General features: G+C 41.7%; 22 protein-coding genes. 13 read left to right on the forward strand and 9 right to left on the reverse strand.

Annotated elements, in window-relative coordinates; all coding sequences use genetic code 11:
* The first annotated feature begins 124 nt into the window (after positions 1–124).
* Complete coding sequence (locus SFU91_06445) at positions 125–409, forward strand: hypothetical protein (GenBank protein ID MDX2128659.1); 285 nt, start codon at positions 125–127, stop codon at positions 407–409.
* Positions 410–471: 62 nt separating this feature from the next.
* On the opposite strand, the gene queF is transcribed toward SFU91_06445, so the two are convergent.
* The gene (gene queF, locus SFU91_06450; GenBank protein ID MDX2128660.1) at positions 472–828 is read right to left on the reverse strand and encodes a preQ(1) synthase; all 357 of its coding nucleotides are present in this window, start codon (positions 826–828) and stop codon (positions 472–474) included.
* Between the two features lie 122 nt (positions 829–950).
* Here queF and SFU91_06455 point away from each other — a divergent pair, with 122 nt between their 5' ends.
* Together SFU91_06455 and SFU91_06460 are read left to right on the forward strand one after the other, a co-directional pair.
* Positions 951–2,747, forward strand: coding sequence for a DEDD exonuclease domain-containing protein (locus tag SFU91_06455; protein MDX2128661.1), 1,797 nt, complete (start codon positions 951–953; stop codon positions 2,745–2,747).
* Complete coding sequence (locus SFU91_06460) at positions 2,731–3,423, forward strand: hypothetical protein (protein ID MDX2128662.1); 693 nt, start codon at positions 2,731–2,733, stop codon at positions 3,421–3,423. Before SFU91_06455 ends, SFU91_06460 begins: the two co-directional genes overlap by 17 nt.
* 11 nt (positions 3,424–3,434) lie before the next feature.
* Here SFU91_06460 and SFU91_06465 read toward each other — a convergent pair whose 3' ends face one another.
* The 5 genes from SFU91_06465 to SFU91_06485 form a co-directional block, all read right to left on the reverse strand.
* Complete coding sequence (locus tag SFU91_06465; GenBank protein MDX2128663.1) at positions 3,435–4,604, reverse strand: MraY family glycosyltransferase; 1,170 nt, start codon at positions 4,602–4,604, stop codon at positions 3,435–3,437.
* A 200-nt stretch (positions 4,605–4,804) separates the two neighbouring features.
* Positions 4,805–6,508 (reverse strand): DNA repair protein RecN, encoded by a 1,704-nt coding sequence (gene recN / locus SFU91_06470; GenBank protein MDX2128664.1) that lies wholly within the window; start codon positions 6,506–6,508, stop codon positions 4,805–4,807.
* 49 nt (positions 6,509–6,557) lie between these two features.
* Entirely contained in the window at positions 6,558–7,490 is a 933-nt protein-coding gene (locus SFU91_06475) for a DNA/RNA non-specific endonuclease (protein ID MDX2128665.1), read from the reverse strand.
* Positions 7,491–7,503: 13 nt separating this feature from the next.
* Positions 7,504–7,893 carry a pentapeptide repeat-containing protein gene (locus tag SFU91_06480; protein ID MDX2128666.1) on the reverse strand — a complete coding sequence of 130 codons (390 nt, stop codon included), beginning with the start codon at positions 7,891–7,893 and terminating at the stop codon, positions 7,504–7,506.
* Between the two features lies 1 nt (position 7,894).
* A complete protein-coding gene (locus SFU91_06485; GenBank protein ID MDX2128667.1) occupies positions 7,895–8,878 on the reverse strand; it encodes a PorV/PorQ family protein in 984 nt (327 codons plus the stop codon).
* Between the two features lie 158 nt (positions 8,879–9,036).
* Here SFU91_06485 and upp point away from each other — a divergent pair, with 158 nt between their 5' ends.
* The 3 genes from upp to SFU91_06500 are packed head-to-tail and all read left to right on the forward strand — an operon-like array spanning position 9,037 to position 12,329.
* Positions 9,037–9,657: a uracil phosphoribosyltransferase gene (gene upp, locus SFU91_06490; GenBank protein ID MDX2128668.1), complete on the forward strand. Its 621-nt coding sequence runs from the start codon at positions 9,037–9,039 to the stop codon at positions 9,655–9,657.
* Positions 9,658–9,689: 32 nt separating this feature from the next.
* Positions 9,690–11,105, forward strand: a complete 1,416-nt coding sequence (locus tag SFU91_06495) for a hypothetical protein (protein ID MDX2128669.1) — start codon at positions 9,690–9,692, stop codon at positions 11,103–11,105.
* Complete coding sequence (locus SFU91_06500; GenBank protein MDX2128670.1) at positions 11,106–12,329, forward strand: MFS transporter; 1,224 nt, start codon at positions 11,106–11,108, stop codon at positions 12,327–12,329.
* Between the two features lie 25 nt (positions 12,330–12,354).
* On the opposite strand, the gene SFU91_06505 is transcribed toward SFU91_06500, so the two are convergent.
* Positions 12,355–14,739 carry a PBP1A family penicillin-binding protein gene (locus SFU91_06505; protein MDX2128671.1) on the reverse strand — a complete coding sequence of 795 codons (2,385 nt, stop codon included), beginning with the start codon at positions 14,737–14,739 and terminating at the stop codon, positions 12,355–12,357.
* A gap of 76 nt (positions 14,740–14,815) precedes the next feature.
* Between SFU91_06505 and SFU91_06510 the strand changes: the two genes are divergently transcribed.
* Complete coding sequence (locus SFU91_06510; protein MDX2128672.1) at positions 14,816–16,585, forward strand: NFACT RNA binding domain-containing protein; 1,770 nt, start codon at positions 14,816–14,818, stop codon at positions 16,583–16,585.
* A gap of 135 nt (positions 16,586–16,720) precedes the next feature.
* Here SFU91_06510 and SFU91_06515 read toward each other — a convergent pair whose 3' ends face one another.
* Positions 16,721–16,906, reverse strand: coding sequence for a hypothetical protein (locus SFU91_06515; GenBank protein ID MDX2128673.1), 186 nt, complete (start codon positions 16,904–16,906; stop codon positions 16,721–16,723).
* A 296-nt stretch (positions 16,907–17,202) separates the two neighbouring features.
* A complete protein-coding gene (locus tag SFU91_06520) occupies positions 17,203–17,361 on the reverse strand; it encodes a hypothetical protein (protein MDX2128674.1) in 159 nt (52 codons plus the stop codon).
* 487 nt (positions 17,362–17,848) lie between these two features.
* Between SFU91_06520 and SFU91_06525 the strand changes: the two genes are divergently transcribed.
* The 6 genes from SFU91_06525 to SFU91_06550 all read left to right on the forward strand — a co-directional run bounded on the left by SFU91_06525 (position 17,849) and on the right by SFU91_06550 (position 22,891).
* Positions 17,849–19,417: an Eco57I restriction-modification methylase domain-containing protein gene (locus tag SFU91_06525; GenBank protein ID MDX2128675.1), complete on the forward strand. Its 1,569-nt coding sequence runs from the start codon at positions 17,849–17,851 to the stop codon at positions 19,415–19,417.
* 1 nt (position 19,418) lies between these two features.
* A complete protein-coding gene (locus SFU91_06530) occupies positions 19,419–20,354 on the forward strand; it encodes a BsuBI/PstI family type II restriction endonuclease (protein MDX2128676.1) in 936 nt (311 codons plus the stop codon).
* Between the two features lie 333 nt (positions 20,355–20,687).
* Entirely contained in the window at positions 20,688–21,143 is a 456-nt protein-coding gene (locus SFU91_06535) for a hypothetical protein (GenBank protein ID MDX2128677.1), read from the forward strand.
* A gap of 9 nt (positions 21,144–21,152) precedes the next feature.
* The gene (locus tag SFU91_06540) at positions 21,153–21,515 is read left to right on the forward strand and encodes a DUF2200 domain-containing protein (protein MDX2128678.1); all 363 of its coding nucleotides are present in this window, start codon (positions 21,153–21,155) and stop codon (positions 21,513–21,515) included.
* A 16-nt stretch (positions 21,516–21,531) separates the two neighbouring features.
* Positions 21,532–21,939: a hypothetical protein gene (locus SFU91_06545; GenBank protein ID MDX2128679.1), complete on the forward strand. Its 408-nt coding sequence runs from the start codon at positions 21,532–21,534 to the stop codon at positions 21,937–21,939.
* A 484-nt stretch (positions 21,940–22,423) separates the two neighbouring features.
* Positions 22,424–22,891: a VOC family protein gene (locus SFU91_06550; protein ID MDX2128680.1), complete on the forward strand. Its 468-nt coding sequence runs from the start codon at positions 22,424–22,426 to the stop codon at positions 22,889–22,891.
* The last annotated feature ends 292 nt before the right edge of the window (positions 22,892–23,183 follow it).

The raw sequence follows: 23,183 nt of genomic DNA on the forward strand, positions 1-23,183 counted from the left end.
TTGTTGAAAGTGATTCTGAGAAAAGAAATAAGTATTCTCGTTTGAGCGTATTGTTAAATAAGCAAAAAATCATACTTTTAGATTAATATTTCATTAACCCTTAATCATTCATTGATTTGCCGATATGGTCGGTAATCCAAAAGAAGTCATAGAGAAAACGTTTTTGCAATTTTACGCCGACGGCAGAGTTGGCGAATTTTTTCTGGCAGATAACCGTAATACGCTCAAAGGTTTTTCAAAACTTAAGGATGAAAATCCAAAGAAACTGAAAGACGTGGCGGTGAGTTTGGTGCGCGTCGGGTATTTAAAGGGAGAAATCAAACGCGAAAAAACTGAGACAACCGTTCATTTCCACGGGATTACGGAAGATGGGCTTGAATACCTCAAGAAACTGAAACATGTGAATTGAAAATTTACACAAAAAACAAAGGCGGGGAACTCCCGCCTTTTCATTTTGTAGCTTGACAATCTTTATTTCACCGTGTTGGATTCGTAATGCACGGTTACTGTTTCTGTGATTCCGCCTCTTGCTTTCCAATCTGCAATAACCGTAAGCTTTCGCGGTTTCAAAAGTGCAATCATGTGATCGGCAATCGTATTGGTCACATTTTCATAAAAAATTCCTGCATTGCGAAATTCAAGAAAGTAGTACTTGAGTGATTTCAATTCAACACAGACCTGATCAGGTACATACCGAATCGTGATGGTTCCAAAGTCCGGCAGCCCTGTTTTGGGGCATACCGAGGTGAATTCAGGGTTTTGAATTTCAATGGTATAGTCTCGATTGGGAAAACGATTTTCAAAAGTTTCAAGCAGTTCGGGTTTCATATCAGATTGTTTTAATTTCGAAAGTAAACACAAGTAACCAAAGTTTTGAGTTACGGGTTTCCAACGCTTTAAAATAGAGCTTTGCGTTGAATGCTCACTCCAATTTTTAACCGATTTAGCAATTGGGAAAATCGTTATTAAATCTTGACCTTCCCTTTCGGGATATTCCCTTTACGGTGATTGACTTAGAAACAACCGGCGGCGTGAAACCCGAAAACACAATTATTGAGGTATCGGCCTTTCAATTCATTGGTGGCAGAATCACCGGTGAATACACCACGCTTGTTAATCCCCTTCAACCCATTTCCTATTTCATTTCCGAATACACCGGTATCACCAATGAAATGGTCAAAGAAGCGCCAACAATGAAACAAATCATTGGGGATTTAAGGCATTTTATCGGCGAAAGTATTTTTGTTGCACACAACATTGGTTTCGATTTCGGATTTGTCAATCTTGAACTTTCGCGCTATGGGCTAAAGCAACTTGAAAACCCAACCTTATGTACCGTTCGGCTTGCGCGGCGGCTAACGCCAAAAAATCAACGGAAAAATCTTGGCGCTCTTGCAGCTTATTTTGGCGTTGAATTAAAAAATAGACATCGTGCACGTGGCGATTCCCTTGCAACGGTTTATGTGCTTGACGCGTTAATGCGCCTTGCTTCTCATAAGTTTGATGCAGAAACAGCTCAGGAGTTACTCAGCTTGCAATTTCAATCGATTCGAAAATTTCGCCGCGAAACTCGATTTATCAAAACCCTACGCGAAACTACCTTGCGACATTTGCCCGAAACACCCGGTGTGTACTTGATGTATTCGGAATCCGGCAATTTGCTCTATGTTGGAAAATCAAAAAACCTTAAAGCCCGCATAAATTCTTATTTCAATGGGCCAGATCATCATTCTGAAAAAGTAAAAGAATTGGTCAAACAAATTGCAAAAATAGAAACCCGCGAAACCGGTTCTGAACTTGAAGCATTGATTGAGGAATCTCGCTTAATCAAATCGCTCTCGCCACCCTACAATACCTTGCTCCGGTTTTACAGGCGCTACCCGTTTTTGAAATTGAGTAGCGATGACTTTTCAAGGCTGGATATGGCACTTGAACTTGAGAATGACGGCGCCGAGTACTTCGGTCCATTTACTTCCAAAGAAATCACAATGGATGTTTTTGAAAGCATCAATAAGCATTTCAAACTCCGCGAGTGCAGCGATTCCGATTTTCGCAAAGGTCGTGCTTGTATCTATAAAGACCTGAATCGATGCATCGCCCCTTGCGAATCTCCATCGGCGATGTTGCCGCTTTACCAAAAAGAAGTGGCAAAAGTGAAGGATTTTCTTTCAGGAAATGACTCGCAAATTCTTGGCATGCTCACCGAAAAAATGAAAGCACTCGGTGCAGAACAGCGCTACGAAGAAGCGGGAGAATTGCGCGATAAAATTCAAAGCCTAAGGCGCGTCTTTTATCGGCAGGCAAATGTAATTTCTTCGGTTAATGAAAATAATCTTCTCATTTTTTTACCAACTTCCAAAAAAGTGAAGAATGAAACCGGAAGCGATATTTTGGTATTGGTTGTCCGTTTTGGGCGGCTTGTGAGGTCATTCATTTATCTTCAAGAAGATTTAGAAAAGGAATGCCAATCACTTTTTGAGCTTTTCTTTAACGGTGAAAATGCCCCGGAAGAATGTAAAAACGAGGAAATTGATGAGATGCAGATTTTATCCACTTGGATTTTTCAAAATCGCGAATCACTTTCATGCCTCTATATCACCTCTGCTTTATCCGTAGAGCTTTCTCCCGCTTCGCTTTCAAAGGCAATTCAGTCGCGTATCTCGCTTTACCGGCAGGAAGGACAAGCTAAGGCTTCTCGTCAGGAGTCTATTCAAACAATACTATCACAAAATGAAAATCTCACTTAAAACCGCCGCGATATTCGCGTTGGCCTTTGTCATTGCTGGTGCAGTACTTTGGTCATTAACCCCTCAATTCTTTAAGGGGCTTTTCGGAAAAAACGAATTCAAAAAGGAAAGCTTTTACTCCTCTATTCCTCAAATCTTTCGAACACCGGGGGGCGATTTGGAGCTGGCGCGGGTTGAGGTTACGGAATCGCTAACACGCGAACTCTCAAACAAAACTTTTTTAGGAATTTCGATTCCAAAAACCGCGAGCTACTCTGAAATTAAAGTACCCGTCACCTACCGCTACCACATTACACTTAGCAACCCTTGGGAAATCAATGTTCGTGAGGGTATTTGTTACATCAAAGCACCGGCCTTAAAGCCGACTTTACCTCCGGGCATCAATACCGAAGGCATTCAAAAATTTTCAAAGCAAGGCTGGTTTCGATGGGATAAAGACAAGGAATTGGAAGAACTTCAAAAAAGCATCACCCCAAGGCTTACCGAAATTGCAGGGAGCGATAAAATGATTGACTTGGTAAAAGGAAATGCGAAAAAAACCGTTGCGGAATTTGTTCAATCGTGGTTGCTGACTCAAAAGCGGTGGTCTAAAGAAGAAATCAAAGCGATTCGCGTGGATTTCGCAAATGAACTTAACAACGATGATGATATCACACCTACGCTTTCAATCCCGTAACTTTGAAACACTCAACCTAAAATTTCAGCTTCTTTTTTTGGTGCATTCTCTTCTTTCTTCATCACCCGAAGCTCGCGGCGCCGTGAGGAAATGAGCCTTGTTGGAAGTTTTAAATGATCTGCAATTGGTTTCAAGTAACCCAGTGCTATAATGCTCGAAAGAAGCGCAACAAGAATGACAATAAAAACTGCTGCGGAAATTCCGGGTTTGTTATAAGCAATGAGAATTGCCCCTAAAGAAAAAAACAAACTTGCCCCATATATCGCAAGTACCGTTTTTCGATGCGAGAACTTGAATATCTGCATCACCCGATGATGAATGTGTTCCTTATCAGCCTTAAAAGGATGCTTTCCGCTAAGAATTCTTCGAATCGGGGCTAAGAGCGTATCGATAATAGGAATCGCCAAGATGACAATCGGTACTGCAAGTGCAATTGCTGCCGAAGATTTATGACGGTAGTAAATAGTTAAGGCGCCCAACATATAACCGATAAAGAGTGCGCCGGTATCTCCCATAAAGATTGACGCGGGTGCATAGTTGTGCTTTAAAAACCCAAAAATTGAGGCGGAAAGTAATAGAAATAGCAGCGCTAAAACATAATCTTGTGTAAGAAGTGAAATCACACATAAGGCGATGGAGGCAATTCCCGAAACCCCGGCGGCAAGCCCATCCAAGCCGTCAATTAAATTGATGGCATTACAAATCCCAACAAGCCACAACACGGTAAGCGGCATTGAAAGAAACGGCGGAATAAATACACTTTGCGTTGAAAAGGGATCGCTGATATACTCAATTCTCAAATCACCGAAGTGCATCAGCGAAACCGCCGCCAAAACTTGGATACTAAACTTTAGGGTAAAATTTACCCCGCGAATATCGTCGTAAATTCCAATCGCGATTATCGGAATTGCTGTTAATAGAATGAGAGAAAAGCCGGACTCGTAAAAATTTCGAACTGGTTCTGAAAGAAAATAAAGGGCGCCGAAGCCTAAGTAAAATGAACTGAAAATGGCTAACCCGCCCAATGAGGGCATCACCTTTTTATGAATTTTTCGGGACGAATCGGGGAAATCGCCAATTCGAAAACGAATCGCGAATCGCCTAACACCTTCAGTTAAATAAAGCGAAAAGATCAGTGTAAGCAGAACGGTAAAACTTTGTAATGTTGGGAATTCTTTCATTCGTTTGATCTATATCCTTTGCATTGGGAATGAATGGGCAGTTTGTATGTAATTTCTTCATTCGCCGTTAAGGCAGTCGTATCAATATACGAAATGATGTCTGAGGAATTTCAGGGTTTAAGGTTTTGATAATCTAAAATCAATCGTTTGCGGGAAAAAAATCGAATCACACTTTTCTTCCTTGAAAGTGGGTGTTTTTTTTAATTCGCCGCTAAAATGAGTTCCTTAGCCGAAAGGAGCGCAGCCTCGGTGACTTCCATTCCTGAAATTAATTTTGCAACTTCTTTAATATGATTTTCTTCCGAAAGCCGATCAACCATTGTCACGGTTCGAGAATCGGCGGTTTCCTTTTTGCTTACAAAGTAATGATGATTGGCCATCGCGGCGATTTGGGGAAGATGTGTAATGGCAATGATTTGATGAAATCGGGCGAGGTCGCGCACACTAAAGCCAACCGATTGCGCCACTTTTCCACTAATTCCCGTGTCAATTTCATCAAAAACTAAAATTGGCAACCGCTCCGATTTCGCGAGCACCGTTTTCATTGCCAGCATCACGCGTGAGATTTCTCCTCCCGAGGCAACTTTCGCCAGCGGTTTTAAGTCTTCGCCTAAATTGGTGGATATCAAAAATTCAACCCAATCGCCTCCATTTTCATTCGCAGCATAAAATTGACCTTGAAATTCAATATCCCCTTCAGGCATTGGTTTCATTTGAAATGCCACATCAAATTTTCCGTGTGGAATGCCAAGTTTGGCGAGCTCTTCACCGATTTGTTTCGAGAGCCGCTCGGCGAATTCATTTCTCTTTTGAGAAAGACGAAGCGCAAGATCGGTCACACTCTTTTGTGCCTCTTTGATTCTCTTTCCGATCTTCCCCAATTCCTCTTCAAAATTTGTAACGAGTTCAAGCTCTTCTCCAATTTTTTTTCGATAGGCAATGACTTCTTCGATGCTGCCGCCATACTTTTTACGAAGCTGTTGCAAGGCATTCATTCGATCTTGTACCTCCGAAAGCCGCTCAGCATTGAATTCAATGCGTGAATTATAGCTTTGCACAAATTTTGAAATCTCGCCGGCAAGCACCAAGGCCGATTGGGCATCGCTTTGAACATCACCAAAGCTTTTATCGATTCGGGCTAAGTCTTGCAGCATATTGCGCACTTCAACCAAACGGGTATAAACAGAGTCATCGCCGGCGTAAAGCAGCTCGTGAATAGCGTTTGTTTCAGAATAAAGCCGCTCTGAATTTTCAAGAATGCTTTGCTCACTCAGAAGATTATCGAGTTCGCCGGGTTCTGGAGAGAGCGCATCAATTTCCTTGATTTGATACTCATATAGATTTCGCTTTTCGCGTAAAAGCTTTTCACGCTCTTTCATCTCCAAGAGAGCGTTTTTCAAAGACTTTAGATGTTGAAACGACTCAGAATAATTTTCAAGCAACCCGCCGAGCCCCGCAAATTCATCAAGCATACGAATGTGCGTTTCTACCTTTAAAAGTGATTGATGGTCATGTTGGCCGTGGAGATCAATGCACAATTCGCCGATTTCTGAGAGAAGAGAAAGGGTCACGGGAGAGTCGTTAATAAAGCAGCGCGATTGGCCTTTCGCTGAAATTTCTCTGCGAATGATGAGTTCATCGCTGGGTTCAAATTCATTGAGTTCTAAAAATTCTTTCACCCGCCGATTTGCCGAGATTTCCAATATGGCTTCGATGGTTGCTTTTTCAGCACCTTTCCTTACAGATTCGGCATTCGCGCGTTCCCCTAAAACCAACCCTAAAGCCCCGATCAAGATTGATTTTCCTGCACCGGTTTCGCCGGTAATGATATTGAGCCCGCTGCCAAATTCAATCTGGAGCTCATCAATGATGGCAAAATTCTTGACAAATAGCGTTTTCAGCATAGACTTTCATTACAAGATGGCTTTAGGCGAATTTAATTGTCAATCGTCATTATTTCCCGAATACTTTTTGTTCAAGCATTGCTTCCAAGTCATCCGGAAGCTCGCTCAAAAAATCATAGCCGGTAAGTTTTTCTAATTCATCCACAGAGGTTAAAAAACTTGGCCATTTATCTGATTTCGATACACCCTCATTGGGCATATTTACAGCAATAATGGCGGTACTTTCACTCGCATCGCTAAGCCCTTCTCCTTCTTCTAACACCACCACAATTTTCCAAGTTGAAATCGGCACGGCGACTCCTCTCCCGATGGTATTACTTTTAGTTTCAAAAATTCCACCGGCGAGTATATAAAGTTCTTTATCTCCTTTTATACAAAGCTTCTGACAATACTCCTCTAATCTTAACCAAGGGCCTCCATTGAGTTCATGCCTTTGAGGTAAAATGTTGGTGGTATAAAAGGTTGTGAGGTTATCGGCTTCGGTTTTAGTTCGTTCTTCTGAGCGCACAAGATGCCCTCGGTCATATCCGCTGCCGGTGTAGTCGTCGTGCGTTACTTTCGGGAAAGACGAAGGCAAAAGAGGGTCAGGCATAAATTTCCCACGAAAGCGCTCGACCTTGCCAAACCAATGCTTGTTTAAATTCCAAGAAACCCAATTCGCAACCCGACGCTTTTTATTGTACGATAAAACATATTGATCTCTTTCAATCAAAAAATCATCACTTTCCGAGTCATCTTTTGGCAAGCCAAATTCAAGATGCCGCGCTCTCTTTTCCGATAGTGCTTCAGCGGGATTTCTCTTCTCTTCACTTCCGCTGCCCTTCCCATTCCCATTTGCTTTGACTTCCGGCAGTGGAATATCAACCGAGTGAAAAAATTTAGAAATGAATTCAGGCTTCAAGAGAATCAGAAGCCCGACAAACACAAAAAAAAGAAAACCAATCAGCTTTAGACTTTGGAAAGAATTTTTCCGCTTTGCCATTCAAGAACCCGGTTTAGGAATTGGGGAAATCAATGCCAACGGTTGTGATGTCAATGATTGCGCCGTCAAATTTGGTATCCTTGAACATTGATCCTGAAAAAACGGTTCCTCTTAAATCCGCTTTTGAGAAATCCGCTCCTCGAAGATAACAGTTGGTCAGATTGGCGCCCCGAAGATTTGCGCCGGTAAGGTTTGCATCGTGAAAGTAGGCACTAAAAAATTGGGCGTTCTCAAGATTAGCTCCCGAGAGATTGGTATCGGTGAGATTGGCATTGTTCAGGAAAGCGTTTTTTAATTCAGCCCCGCTAAGGTCTGCACCTTGCAAATTAAGCGGGCGATAGGAATTGCCAACAGAAGAATTTGCGATAAGCATCCATAAATCACGATCTGAAAGTACTCTCATACTAGAAGGTTGTGCTAAGTGTCATTTGATGAAGGCTACCCACTGCGCCATACGACGAAAGGCCATAGTCAAAGCGAAATTGGTTGATGATTGCCCCGAATCCCGCGGAAAGCCCAGAAAATCCAAGCGACTCCGAGACATTCAAAACCTGCCGAAGCTGATTGTTATATCCAAATCGAAGCCGGACATAATTCCCTAACAGGAATTCCCCACCAATCGTGAAATTTCGAAATCGATTCAGCAACCCATCCGATGATTCATTCAACCGTATAAACCCTGCCGTAAGAATTAGCGGCAATCCCTCTAACTGTTTGCTTAACGCGAAGCGAAGCTCAACCGGAAGAGGTTCATCAATTCCATTATAGGTGCTAACATTAAACCCGAGATTTTGAAGTGAAATCCCCATCGAAAATTTTTGCGGGGCATGCTTGTAAAACAAACCAAAGTCAGATGCAAAAGCCGAAGCGCGAAGCCCCGCAAGCGAGGAGAAAATATACTTGACCGCAGCACCACCCACAATCATACTATTATCCCAACGGTAGAGCTCACGTGAGATTCCCGCTTGAATCGCCAAATCAGCCGCTGAAAATGACCCTGTGATATTTCCCAATTCATCAGCTTCATCAAAAGTGCCGTAACTGACATACGTAATGCCAATGCCCATTGAACCGATATCTTCAAGCTCAAATCCGTAAGCCAAAAATCCGCTGTTGATATCTAAAAAATGCTTTTGAAACGACGCGCTTCCCTGACCTGAAGATTCTTTTGAAAAAAGAGCGGGATTCTGAAACGCATTGACAATATCGCCATCTAAAGAAACCGTATTCCCCGAAAGTGCGGCGATTCGCGCACTTCGGTCATACAGCATAAAATCGTAAAGGGTCGTTGTTTGTGCTTGCAAGGTGAATCGAACGAGCACAAGCATCACCGGCAAAACCAAAGGAAACGAAACCCGACAAAGCTTAAATCGAAATATAATTGCCACAAGAAACTTGATTAGTTAAAAGATCAACTTGATCATTTTAATGGCGAAGTTATAACGGCTTCTTGGGATTATCAATCCATCTCGACGAATCTTTGATTTAAGAGCATTGACTTTTGTATTTTTATCTGCCACGTGTTCTTAAGCAAATCATTCGAGCAATGAAATTTACAATTCCGAATAACGCCCTTCTCCAAACCAACCTGTCTATCATTCGCGATAAAAATACACCAAATGATATTTTTAGAATTGCCCTTGAGAGGATATCTGAAATTATGGCCATCGAAATTGCTCGTGAGTTCGAGACCGAAACATTTCTTTATGATACACCACTTGAAAAGACAACAGGTTATCGTTTCAAAGAAAATTTTCTTTTAGCTCCGGTATTAAGAGCGGGGTTAGGGCTTCAAAACGGATTCCTGAAATTTTTACCCGAAGCCACTGTCTCTCATATTGGTGTCTCGCGAGATCATCACACGCATCAACCACATTATTATTATTCAAATATTCCTTCTCAAATCAGCGAACTTCACTGCCTTGTGCTTGACCCAATGCTCGCTACAGGTGGCAGCGCTTCAATGGCCGTGAAACTGCTAAAAGAAAAGGGAGCTAAAAAGCTTACTTTAATCTCTATCGTTGCAGCACCGGAAGGCGTGCGCTTCTTTCATCACGAGCATCCGGATGTAGGGATCTATTCAGCCGCTTTAGATAGAGAATTGAATGCCAATAAATATATTCTCCCCGGTCTTGGAGATGCCGGAGATCGAATTTTCGGGACTTGACTTTTCGCCAATTCGCAGAATTTAGAAGTTCAATGATTCGCCTGCTTGCAAAAAAAAATTCTATCAACCAAGGTTTTTCGCTTCAAGCGCATTGGCGAAGTGCTTCCTTTTTTCCTTTATTCATCTGCCTATCACTGCTTTTGCTCATCTCCATTAATACTATGCCTTCGCTTGCGCAAATCCCACGAATGGCAAAAGAAAAATCAGTTTTGCATCCCCGATTAATTTCATCATTTGCAGGAGAGCAACCGGTTTATTTACGAGCTGAAGTTCTCTATTCGAATCGGGAGACAGAAGGCGCGCGCGTGATGATTTACCCTATCCTAAAGCGCAACGATACGCTTGAAGTTGAATTCAAAATCCCTCCCGGTGCCGCCAATATTACATTTGCTTTCGCAAGCATTGACTCCATTTACCCACAAGTATTTGTTACAAGGGTACTTTCTGAAACCGGTGAACTTGTCGAACAGGCCAATCTCTTTCAAGGTTTTACAAGAGACGACACAAAAGAACTTCTTTATGACGAAATCTTCAGATACCCTTCTTCACTCGAAGCCACCATTCGGCTTTGGGAATTTTTGGAAGAGGAGGCAGAAGACAATCAGTTTCGTGAAGAAATTGAACGCACGCTTAAGAAAATTGAATTAAAGCGTCAAACTTCAAAAATTCTTTTTGCCTCCTCCGTTGGTTACCTTTATTTAGGCAATATCACCAAAGCTATCGATGCTTTTAGAATTCTGACGGCTCAATTTCCCAAAAGCCATTACATCCCGTTGCTCTATGATTTCTTCTTAAAACGAGGAGAGGAATCCTCCATTCGGCGTGGTGCACTTCTAAAACCGCTTTCCACTTACATCTTTCAAAAAGGAAAAACAGAGGACATTTTTGAACTCTTAGATGTCTTCAAAGACACAAGCGTTACAGCAGAGGAATTGAAAGACCTTTATAAAAAACAAGAACAGCTCTTCCCCGATGTGCCGATCATGCATGCAGCGTTTGGAATTCTTTTCAAAACAAAAGCCGGTCTTTCGGTCGAGTCAATTGAAGCCTTTGAAAAATCTCGCTTTTATTTATTTCATCCCTCTGCGGGTTATTTCTTTGATGCCTCATTTGGTGAAATCAATCGATCACTATTTTCACTTGTTCACCGCGAAATGCTTGGCCAGTGCATTGATGCCAATCGATTAGACCGTGCTGAAGAATTGATTGATTCCCTCAAATACAAACCAAAACTGATCACCCCTGAACTTCTTGGGCTTGAAGGCCGCGTATTTTTTTTGAAAAAAAACTTTGCCCGTGCCGAACGAGCTTATATGACCGCACACAAAAAAAATTTGGAATGGGCGAAAGATGGAGTTCGCGATTGCTACTTAGCACAAAATCCCAATCGAACCGAAGCTGATTTCGATACCTACTTTCGTCGTTTAGAACGAACCTTTTCTCCTTAAATGAAATCGCCATTAACTCTTATCCTTCATCGAAGCGTTATCATAGGGGCGTTGGGCTATTTCGTTGATATTTATGATTTGTTGCTGTTTGGCATTGTTCGCATCGAAAGCCTAAAATCACTTGGTGTTGCGGAGTCAGCGTTTCTCCCGGTTGGTGCCTTTCTCATTAACATGCAAATGACCGGCCTTTTATTGGGCGGCGTACTTTGGGGAATTTTGGGAGATAAAAAAGGGCGACTTTCTGTACTTTTCGGCTCTATCCTCCTTTACTCGCTTGCCAATATTGCAAATGCCTTTGTGCAAGATGTTACCACCTACGGCGTGCTGCGTTTCATTGCCGGTATTGGGCTTGCAGGCGAATTGGGAGCGGCAATCACACTTGTCAGCGAAAGTTTGCCGAGAGAAGTGCGTGGATATGGCACCTCTATTGTTGCTGGAATTGGCGTATTAGGTGCAGTCGTTGCAGCCCTTATCGGAGATGCCTTTCCTTGGCGAACCGCATATCTTATCGGAGGAGGAATGGGCTTGTTGCTACTTGCTTTAAGAGTCAGTATGCTTGAATCAGGTCTTTATGAAAAAGCAAAAAGCAGCGCGGCAACTCGTGGCAACTTCTTTCAACTCTTTTCCAATCAATCCCTTTTCACAAAATACTTGGCGTGTATCGCCATCGGAATTCCCATTTGGTATGCCATTGGAATCTTAATTACTTTTTCCCCTGAATTTGCCAAAGCCTTAGACATAAGCGGTAAAGTGAAAGCCGGCGAAGCCATCATGTACAGCTATATCGGGCTTTCCATTGGCGACTTCGCAAGCGGTATTATTAGTCAATGGTTTCAAAGCCGACGCAAAACCGTGCTTATGTTTCTTCTACTCACCGCGGCTTCAACGGCACTCTATTTCCTTCTTCCTGTTCGAACGCCTGTCGCTTTTTATTTCATTTGCCTTCTGATTGGGATTTCAACCGGCTACTGGGCCATTTTTGTCACCACGGCTGCCGAGAGTTTTGGCACGAATCTTCGGGCGACTGTTGCAACCTCAGTTCCCAATTTTGTTCGTGGCTCGGTTGTTCCTATGACCCTTCTCTTTCAATTTTTCGCTGGAAAACTCGGCCTTGTGTGGGGCGGGGTTTTACTTGGCGTCATATCGCTTACGCTTGCACTTTGGGCACTTCGCTCGCTCAAGGAATCCTTTCATACCGATTTGAATTATCTCGAAACCCCTTAGAGTTTCTTGCGCTCTGCCCTTCTCCTTAAAACTCTCCTTCTCCGCGTTTCTTTGATGGCGGTGTAATGAATGTTGAATTGGCTGAGGTATCAACTCCCGGAAATAGCGACGAATATCGCTTTAAGCTTTGCGGGGTAAAGAATTCGACATACGTATTGCTTGCACTCATTGGTGCAAATTGAAAGGTCTCTTTTGAAATCAGCCGTGCTTCCACTTGCGGCGGACGAACAAAATAGCGAGTTTGAAAACCGAGCGCTTTATCGTCGTAGCAGTCTTTCATGAATTGTGCCCAAATAGGAAGTGCCGCTCTTCCGCCTTGCCCATATTCCATTGAGGTAAAGTGCACGCGCGAGTCATCCATTCCTGTCCAGACACCCGCCACCAACTGTGGCGTAAAGCCGACAAACCACGCATCGGCATTGTTTTGCGAAGTTCCTGTCTTGCCCCCGGCTTCGGGATAAAATTTATATCGAAACCTTGCCGAAGCCGCTGTTCCGCCATCCATCACACCCTTTAGCATCGAAACCATCACATAATTCGCCGGCTCTTCAAGGGCTTGCGAGCGATCGGGGCGAGCGGTGTAAATCACATTTCCAAATTTGTCTTCAATTCGAATAACCGAAACAGGTTCAACATGAATGCCATTATTGGCAAAGGTGCCATAGGCCGAGGTCATTTCAAGCGGGGTCACAGAGGGCGTTCCTAACGCAATAGATAAATCCATTTGTATCGGCGATTTGATGCCCATTCGCCTTGCGTACTGCGCAATCTTATCGGGCGACATAAATTTTTGCGCTAAGCGAATGGTCACTTGATTGAGCGAATTCTTGATGGCATCTCGCAGCGTGGTTTCCCCGCCGGATTCCAAATCGGAATTCTCAGGAATCCAAACCTTAAACGGTGTTTGAATCGCAAGCGGTTGATTGAGAAAAGTGTAATTCGGTGGAATGCCTTCATCAATCGCGCCGACATACACAAAAGGCTTAAAGGTTGAACCCGCCTGCCTTCTCGCCTGCCACACGCGGTCAAATTCCCGCTCTTTGTAATTATCAAAATTTCGGCCACCCGTCCACGCTTTGATATAACCTGTCGTTGGGTCAATGGCAACGAAGGCTGTTTGCACCGTGGTTTTCTTGGTTTGAAGCGCTTTCAACCATTCTTTATCTTCTTTGCAAAGTTTATAGGCTTCCGCTTCACTCCTGCCTGATTTCACCAACTCTTTATACTTAACATCTTCCTTGATAAAAATCTGAATCAAACTGTCACCTTCTTTTCCTGTCCACTTCCAGTACTTGTTCATTTGCTCTTGCAAATACACGAGTTGCCGCTTGATTGCAGAATCTGCATAGGCTTGAATTCGCGTGTCAAGGGTGGTGTAAATAATGAGCCCATCGCGGTAGAGGTCAAGCTTTTCTTTTGTTAATTCTTTTTGTACCTGCCGTCGAATGTACTCGGTGAAATATGGTGCAATTCCCGCATCCGTTACAGGCGTATGATAGACTTGTAACTTCTTTCGCTTTTCAGCTTCAGCCACTTTCTCGGTGATGAATCCGGCCTTTTCCATCAAATCGATAATCACACTCTTTCTTCCTTCAGCAATCTCCGGCTGATCAACGGGGTTGTATCGTGCGGGGTTTTTCAAGACACCAATCATCGAGGCCGCTTCGCCAATCGTGAGTTGCGAGGCCGGCTTGCCAAAGTAGGTCCAAGCGGCGGCTTCAATGCCATAGGCGCCAGAACCGAAATACACGGTATTGAGATAAAGTTCTAAGATTTCGCGTTTGGTGTAAGTACGCTCAATTTGAATCGCCGTCATCAGTTCCTTCACTTTGCGGCTCACTTTGCGTTCATCGCCCACATATAAGTTTTTGGCCAATTGCTGTGTAATCGTGCTCGCGCCTTTCCACGAGCGGCGAAGCAGCACCACATTCTCAATCATCGTTTGCGCAAAGCGGCGAAGGTTAAAACCCCAATGATCATAAAACTCAACATCCTCCGTTGCCACAAGGGCTTGCACCACATTTTGAGATATGGAATCCATCGGCACAGCGGTGCGGTTAATCTTGAAATACTTGGTGAGTAACACGCCATCGGCAGAATAAACTTCGCTCGCCAAATCGGGTTTGGGATTTTCCAATTGCTCAAGGCTTGGCAATTCCGATGACAGCATCACCATCCAGCCAACCACCAAAAGCACTACCAAGACCGCGGAACCAATCACAATGTTATAGAGCCATTGCAACTGCTTTCGCCGCTTCGCGATTTTCTTTCTTCTTTCAGGGTTGTTGAAATATTCTTCTCTTAAGCGCGAGCTGTAGCCCATTTCCTGCTGATCTCCGCTTTGAGGCTTTGGGGTTTCTCGATTTTCTTTTTGAGGATTTTCTCCTTGCCAACGACTTTCTTCAGACATTCACTCGACTTTGTTTCGGGATTTAAGCCCTAAATTTAATTCAACTCTCCTAAATTCCCTTCATAAGAAAAATCAAATGATTAAAAACTACTTTACACTCTATTATCTCGCGGCTGAAATTCAAGATGCCGTTCAAGGCGGGTTTGTTATCGATTGCTTTACTCAATCAAAAAATGAATTGCGTATTGCATTTGCAACACCTTCCAAAAAAGATTACACCATTATCTTCAATGCCGAGCGCGCGGATATCGCCCTTTACTTCACCCGCGACTCCGCCCGCCAACGCCGCAATACCACCAGTCTCTTTTCGCCTTTGCGCGAAAAAGAGCTTACGTCGCTTCGCCTTGCCGATCGCGACCGCGTCCTCTCCTTCTTTTTTTCAGAATCGCTTCAATTGCAATTTCAACTCTTCAGCGCCGATACCTCATGCGCATTGTTTCAAAAAACGGGCGAGACTTGGGAATTGATTGAAAGCTTCAAGAGGAAATCTCCGGATGTCGCCTTGCCAAAGGAGTCAAAGAATCAATCCACATTCATCTCCGAAGCCTTTGCGCCATTGCCTTTAGAAGCCTCGCCTTCTTTTTTTGCCGAGTTTGAATCACTCGTTCAATCTCCTGAGAAACTTGAGGCGCGGCTTCGTGAAAGGTTAGATCAATCGACGCAGCCATTTTCTCTTGCGAAAAATTCCCGCGAAATCTTCCCTTACTTCGATTCCTTTCTTACCAAAGCATTTATCGCCCGCTTTGGAAAGGCATCGCTTGACACGGCGTCGCTTCATACCGATATGCCGCAGCTTGCCGCAGCACTTGAATCGCTTTTTGATGATCTCTTAAGCCCTGCCCCAACAGTTTACATTGAAGGTGAAGCAAGCGATTCGCCCGTCTGTCACTTTTCACTTTTTGCCGATAGCCCAAAAGAAGGCGATACCATCTTCACTTTTGAAAGTGTGAACGATGCACTCTCGGCGTATGCCTATCACCGATACCGACTTCTTCACACTCAAAAGGAGCGGCTGAACATGAAGAAAAATTTAGAACGGCTGATCAAAAAAAATGAATCCACCCTTCAGGCCCTTTCAACCAATGAGCAATCAAGCCGCATCGCTAAGTATGAAGCCGAGGCCTCGCTGCTTGCAATGAACCGCTCGCTCTTAAAAAAGGGCATGACCTCGGTTACTGTTCAACATTTTGAGGCACCCTTTGAGCCCGTAACCCTTAAGCTTTTGCCCGATAAATGCCCGCAAGAAAATATCGACCTTGCTTTTCTCTCTGCTCGCAAAGCCAAAGAGAAGAAGGCCTTTCAAGAAAAACGGCGTGCCGAGCTTGCCCAATATCTTATTGAGCAATACGCGCTTTTAGAAAAGCTTGTGCAAATGAAAAGTTCAAAAGAGTTTCTTGAATTGAAACAGCGCGAAGCCTCGTTACTCACCCGTTTTGGACTCCTTTCTCAAAAGGAAGCGGAGGAAACCTTTCTCTTTCGAAAATTTCCGATCTCCGGCAATGCAGAGCTTTGGGTGGGGAAAAATGCAAAGAATAACGACTTGCTTACGCTTCGCTATGCCAAGCCAAGCGATGTGTGGCTTCATGCCCGTGGGGTTGCGGGGTCGCATTGTGTGTTGAAATCGCACAGGCCGCCGAGCATCGTCGAGATTGAACGAGCGGCGGAAATCGCGGCGTATTATTCCACGGCACGCACTTCCGATTTGGTGCCTGTGATTTATACCGAAAAGAAATATGTCCGCAAGCCTAAGGGGGCCGCGCTTGGCGCAGTGACGGTTGAGCGTGAGAATGTCATCCTCGTTCCGCCAAAACCCTTCGGCCCAAAATCCGACGACGACACGGATTGATCAATGAAAGCGATGGCTCTGCCTGCGCTGCACTGAGCCCTGATGTGTCGTAACCACCTTCCTTATCCTGTCATTCCCGCAAGCGAAGCGCGTCGGGAATCCCGCACGCCTCTTAAAAGTCATGTCATAACGGACTTAAACTGAACTCGTCAAGCTCGTTGCCGTATCTGACATGTCATACATTCGCGCTGTGGTTGAGCCTGCGCGGTGGTTGAGCCTATGTGGTGGTTGAGCCTGTGTGGTGGTTGAGCTTGTCGAAACCACCTTCCTTATCCTGTCATTCCCGCAAGCGAAGCGCGTCGGGAATCCCGCACGGCACATATCATCTGCGCAAATCAGCCCAAACCGCGTTCTCAGCGTTCCATCGCCTTCATTCTCAGACGGTGAAAAAATTCGCTTTAAAATTCCCCATCTCTTTTCTAAATTCTGAAATACTTGTTCTTCAATAGTCTCACAACTTAAATCACCTCGACTTATGGAAACTCACCTTACAGTCAATCAAGGTTTAACCGAACACAAAAAAATATCGACATTATTATATCACTCCCTTCAAACGGATTTCCGACATCTGAATGAAGAACGCATCACTTTCAGGGTTAAAACTGAATATTTTGGGTTCAGAGCTCGGCATTTGCACCTAAAACATTCACTGTTGGAGGTTCGAACCCCAAGTTTCGACCTAAAACATTGAAATTTGGAGCTTTTACCTCGAGAATTCGATCTTTGACCTCGACTTTTCGACCTAAAACATCGAAAATTGGTTCTTTGACCTTCAAGCTACGACCTCAAACCTCGACAGTTGAAGCTTTTAGCTCGACTTTTCGACCTTTGACCTCGGCTTTTGAGGCTTTGAGGTGGGGGGGAGTACCTCAGAGGTGGGAGGGGGTTACCTCGGAAGTGGGGTAATGACTCAAATAGGTGGAATTTGGGGGGGATTGAGGGCGGAAAGTTACTTAGAAAATCCAATGCGATAAAAACTGCGGTTTTACGCATGTTTGAATTTTATTTCAGATTAACTTAATTAATTGGGTGGTTTTACGAATGTTTTTGAGGGATTTTATAGAAGTTCGTAAAACCATTTGTTGTGTGCAACCCTAAAAGACGACCGTGCAGACAGAAACGAGAGGACAAAATGAAGAAGCCAACGCACATTCAAGCACATTTGCCTGCCAACTCAAAGGCGACCACTTCGCAGGCAAAAGAGCTTGAATTTTGCCAACACACGGGAACAATAAGACACGTATTTTGCTAACTTTGTAACCTATGACAAATAATATAAATATCGAACCTTTAAACCAAGAACTTCCAAGCAAGTTTGCGGATAGGTTAGGTATTTATTACACGCAACAAGTAACAACTAAACATAAAAAAGACAACGGACAGTTTTTTACACCGACAGAAATTGCCCAACTTATGGCTTCTTATTGCGACTTGACAAAGAATACAATCAGAATTTTAGACCCAGGTTGCGGAACAGCTATTTTGACTTGTGCTTTAATTGAACATTTAGTTGAAACACGAAATGACATAGAACTTATTGACTTAGTTGCTTATGAAACAGACCCGGACTTAATTACATTTTCACAAAAGGTATTGACATATTTAAAAAAATGGCTTTTAGAAAAGGGTATTAAATTTCAATATTTACTTCACATTCACGACTTCATTTTAGACAATGCAAAAGCATTAAAAGAAAACTATAACGGTGAACAATTTGATTTAATAATTTCAAATCCACCCTACTTTAAACTTGCAAAGGATGATGAAAAAACCATTGCAGCAAAAGAGTTAGTAAGCGGACAGCCCAATATCTATTCAATTTTTATGGGCATTGCTGCAAAACTTCTTTCTGAAAACGGAGAGTTGATTTTTATTACACCGAGAAGTTTTGCGTCAGGCAATTATTTTAAAGCATTCAGAGAACTGTTTTTTAACACTGTTCAAATTGACAAAATACATTTGTTTAATTCACGTAAAGACACCTTTAATCGTGACAGCGTTTTGCAAGAAACTGTTGTAATAAAAGCAATCAGAGAAGAAATCAATCCAAACAAAAATGTGCTTGTTTCTTCAAGCATAGGAATTAAAGACATTTTTCAACCTACGATAAAATATTTCAATTCTTCAGAACTCATTGACCTAAATTCAAAAGAGAAAATTTTGCATTTGCCGACAAGCGACAAAGAAGAAAATATTTTGAATTTGGTTTCTACTTGGCACAATGTTCTGACTGATTTTGACATAAAAATTTCAACGGGACCCGTTGTTTCATTTCGGGCTTTAGAGTTTATTCAAAACAACTATGAGAACGGAACAGTTTTTTTAGCTCCTTTATTTTGGCTACATAACGTAAACAAAATGACTTTAGAATGGCCAAAACAACTAAAAGAAAAAGGACAATTCATAAGAATAGAAAACGGTTCTAAATCATTACTGCTACCAAATAAAAACTACATTTTATTAAGACGCTTTAGCACAAAAGACGACAAGAGCAGATTGATTGCAGCACCTTATTTCTGCAACTATGTTAAATCATATTTTGTAGGAGTTGAAAACAAAGTGAATTACATATACAGAAAAGACGGACACTTAGACCGTAACGAAGTTGTTGGACTTTGTGCATTACTGAATAGTGAATTATTTGACACTTACTTTCAAATTTTCAACGGAAACGTAAATGTAAGTGCAACCGAACTTAGAGAAATGAGATTTCCACCATTAGAAAACATAAAAGAAATTGGCAATAAAATCATACTTTCCAACGACTACTCAATGAACAATGTAAACAACATTGTAAACGAGCTTTTTGAATTGGAAGTAATAATGAATTGATATGAGTAAAACAGAAGAAGCACAAGAGATACTGAAAGCATTAGGACTGCCGCCAGCACAATACAACGAAATGGCGGCATTGACATTTTTAGCAATCTGTAACATTAAGGAAAATGACAGTTGGGCAAACGCAACTCGTCAAAGTTTAGGCGTTACAAAAGGAATAATGACTTTTGTAAATGACAATTACGGTAAATCATATGCACCAAATACAAGAGAAACATTTAGAAGACAAGTGCTTCACCAATTTGTTCAGGCAAGGGTTGTTGACTACAACCCCGACAAACCTGATTTGCCAGTAAACAGCCCAAATGCTCATTACGCTTTAACAAAGGAAGTTTTGGAAGTTGTAAAAACATACAAAACCAAAAATTGGGACAAAGCTCTTAAAAACTTCATTGACACGGTTGGAAAACTTTCAGAAGTGTATTTGAAAGAAAGAGAATTAAATCAAATCCCTGTTACACTTCAAAACGGAGAAACAATAAAACTTTCCGCAGGAAAACATAATGAAGTTCAAGCTGCAATAGTTGAACAGTTTGCTCCACGTTTTGCAAATGGTGGTACACTTCTATACTTAGGCGACACAGCAAAAAAAGATTTGTTTGTGGACGAAAAAGGGCTAAAAGATTTGGGCATTCCAATTGACCAACACAGCAAACTACCTGACGTTGTAATTTATGACAGTAAAAGAAAATGGTTGTTTCTAATTGAAGCCGTAACTTCTCACGGACCTGTTTCGCCCAAACGACTTTTAGAGCTTGAAGAATTTTTAAAAGACTGCAAAGTTGGTAAGGTTTACGTGACCGCTTTTCCCGATATGTCAGAGTTTAAGAAACATTCAAACAACATTGCTTGGGAGACAGAAGTTTGGTTAATGGAAGTTCCTGACCATATGATACATTTTAACGGAGACAGATTTATGGGGCCAAGATAGCCAACGCAATTGGTGGCACATTTGCAAAACCGCACAAGCCAAAGCTAAAGCCAAGTTTTGCAAAAGAGCCACCAAGCCAACGCCAACAAAAACTGACACTAAATGACTGAAAAACAGACGACAAAAACAGAAGGGCAGCACACAACAGCGGTTTTGCGTAATGGCGGGTTCGGTGCTTCGCATGACAGTTTAGTGGTAGGTTCAAGTTCAGTTCTTCGATTGAACTTTTGTGCTAAAAATCCGCCACTACGCCAAGCCGCTCCCCATTAGCCGTCATTGTAAAGCGACACTTAGAAAAAACCTTAAATTTGAAACGAACTAAAGAATAACAAAATGCTAAAACTGGAATTCAAAAAAGACATTAACACAACAGCTCAAAAAGTTTATGAATCGATGTTGGGTTTAAAGAACAAAAGCACATATGAACATTGGACCTCTGCCTTCAACCCTACTTCTACTTACGAAGGGAATTGGGAAATTGGAAGTAAAATTTATTTTGTTGGAATGGACGAAAATGGAAAAAAAGGAGGAATGGTTTCAAGAATTGAAGATAATCAACCTTCTAAATTTGTTTCTATCCAACATTACGGATTCTTAAATGGAGATGATGAAATAACTACTGGCGAACAAGTTGAAAAATGGTCAGGCGGACACGAAAATTATACATTTCAAGAAACCAATGGCATAACAACTGTGACAGTAGAAATTGACGTAATTGAAGAATATTCAGATTATTTCAAAGACAACTATCCAAAAGCATTAGATAAATTGAAAGAAATTTGTGAATAACATTTTTGTATGCAAGAAACAGACAAACATAACGAACGAATTGCAAAAATGACTTTTGCTTCTGTTTTTCCGCATTACGTTACAAAAGTAGAAAGTAAAGGAAGAACAAAGGACGAACTGTATCAAGTTATTAAGTGGTTAACAGATTTTGACAAAGCAAAAATTCAACAACTCATTGATGAAAAAGTAACTTTTGAAACTTTCTTTGAAAGGGCAACTCTAAACCCAAATGCGGAAAAAATTACAGGAATGATTTGTGGTTACAGAATTGAAGAAATTCAAAACCCTTTAACTAAAAAAGCAAGATATTTGGACAAAATAATTGACGAATTAGCAAAAGGTAAGAAAATAGAAAAAATTTTAAGACAATAATAAAAAAACAATAAGAATGGCAAAACAAGTTTTTATCAATTTAGCAGTAAAAGACCTTCAAAAATCAATGGTTTTTTATACTGCACTTGGCTTTTCAAATAATCCACAATTTTCTGATGATACTGCAAAATGTATGGTTTGGAGTGAAAACATTTATGTTATGTTACTAACCCACGAAAAATTTTCAACTTTTACAACAAAGCAAATCGCTGATACAAAATCGAAAATTGCAGGACTTTTTTCATTGTCTTTAGAAAGTATTGAAGAAGTGAATATACTTATGACAAATGGACTTAATGCTGGTGGAATTGAACCCAATGAAATGAGAGATTATGGATTTATGCAACAACGAACTATTGAAGATTTTGACGGACACACTTGGGAAGTATTTTATATGGATATGAGTAAATTTCCAACTGAATAAAAACAACGAACGGCTAACACGGGTTTTGCGTCAGGCGGGCTGACGTGCAAACTTGGAGCATTGTGCTTCTATTGAACTTTAGTAATAAATTGAAACTTTGTGCTCCGAACTGAAAGTCAGCGAAGCTAAACCCGCCCGAACGCAAAGCCGCTCCCCCATTGTGCGCCTTTTAACTGTAAATCATCGAGACAACAATTAGCCAAAACCTAACCAAATAAAGCTTTCAAATCGATATATTTTGCTTATTTACACAAATTATCTTAACATAAGTAGTTTACAACCTTCTTATATTTACTTTTCTTGCATGAATAGATGATTTTATGAGCAGAATTGGCCTTATTCCAACAGAATAAATCAAATTGCATTGATCAGGGTGAAAAGGAAACTTGACACTTTGTGACTTGATTGAATATCACCGCTGTGAAACGAGGGCGAAGTCATAAAAAGTTAAAAGCTATTCATCTATTCTAATGATTTAATCCATATGACCATTCAACAAAAAATAACCCCTTGCCTTTGGGTTGAAAAAGATGCAAGAGAAGTCGTCAATTATTATTTATCAATTTTTAAGGAAGGCAAACTCAAAGATTATCGACAATTCACCAATCCACCGGAAATGGGGGGCGAGACTTTTGAAACGGCGGTAATGGAAATTGCAGGAATGGAATTGAGTATTTTAGCTGCAGGGCCACTATTTAAGTTTAACGAAGCCGTTTCGTTTGTCATTAATACCAAAGACCAAGCTGAAACCGATTATTATTGGGAAGCCATCACTTCAAATGGCGGCGAAGAAGGGGTATGCGGTTGGTGTAAAGATAAATATGGACTCTCGTGGCAAATTGTTCCCGTAGAATACTTCTCTCTTATTCATAATGATGACCCCAAAGTCAGAGAAAAAGCCTTAATGAATACTTTTAAGATGAAAAAGCTTATTCTATCGGAGCTAAAATGATCTTAATTTGGTAATTCTTATCCAAGATGAAACTTTAAAAAAAAGATAGAGGCATTTTAAGTAAAATAGAATTTAACTATCACTATTTATGAAAAAGAACCTCTATAAAATATTTTTTTACATCATACTTACCTTTGTTTTTAGTTGCGATGGTAGTGTAGAACCTCTTGAACCGATTCCAGAATGGCTTGATGTTTAAATTTCGGAATTCAAAGCACAAAATGTTACAAACCCTCCACGAGTTGTTTTTCGGTATAAATTCAAAGGGAATATCGTTTATTATATTCCACCG

It is taken from the genome of Chloroherpetonaceae bacterium (genome assembly GCA_033763895.1).
Taxonomy (GTDB): Bacteria; Bacteroidota; Chlorobiia; order Chlorobiales; family Thermochlorobacteraceae; genus JANRJQ01.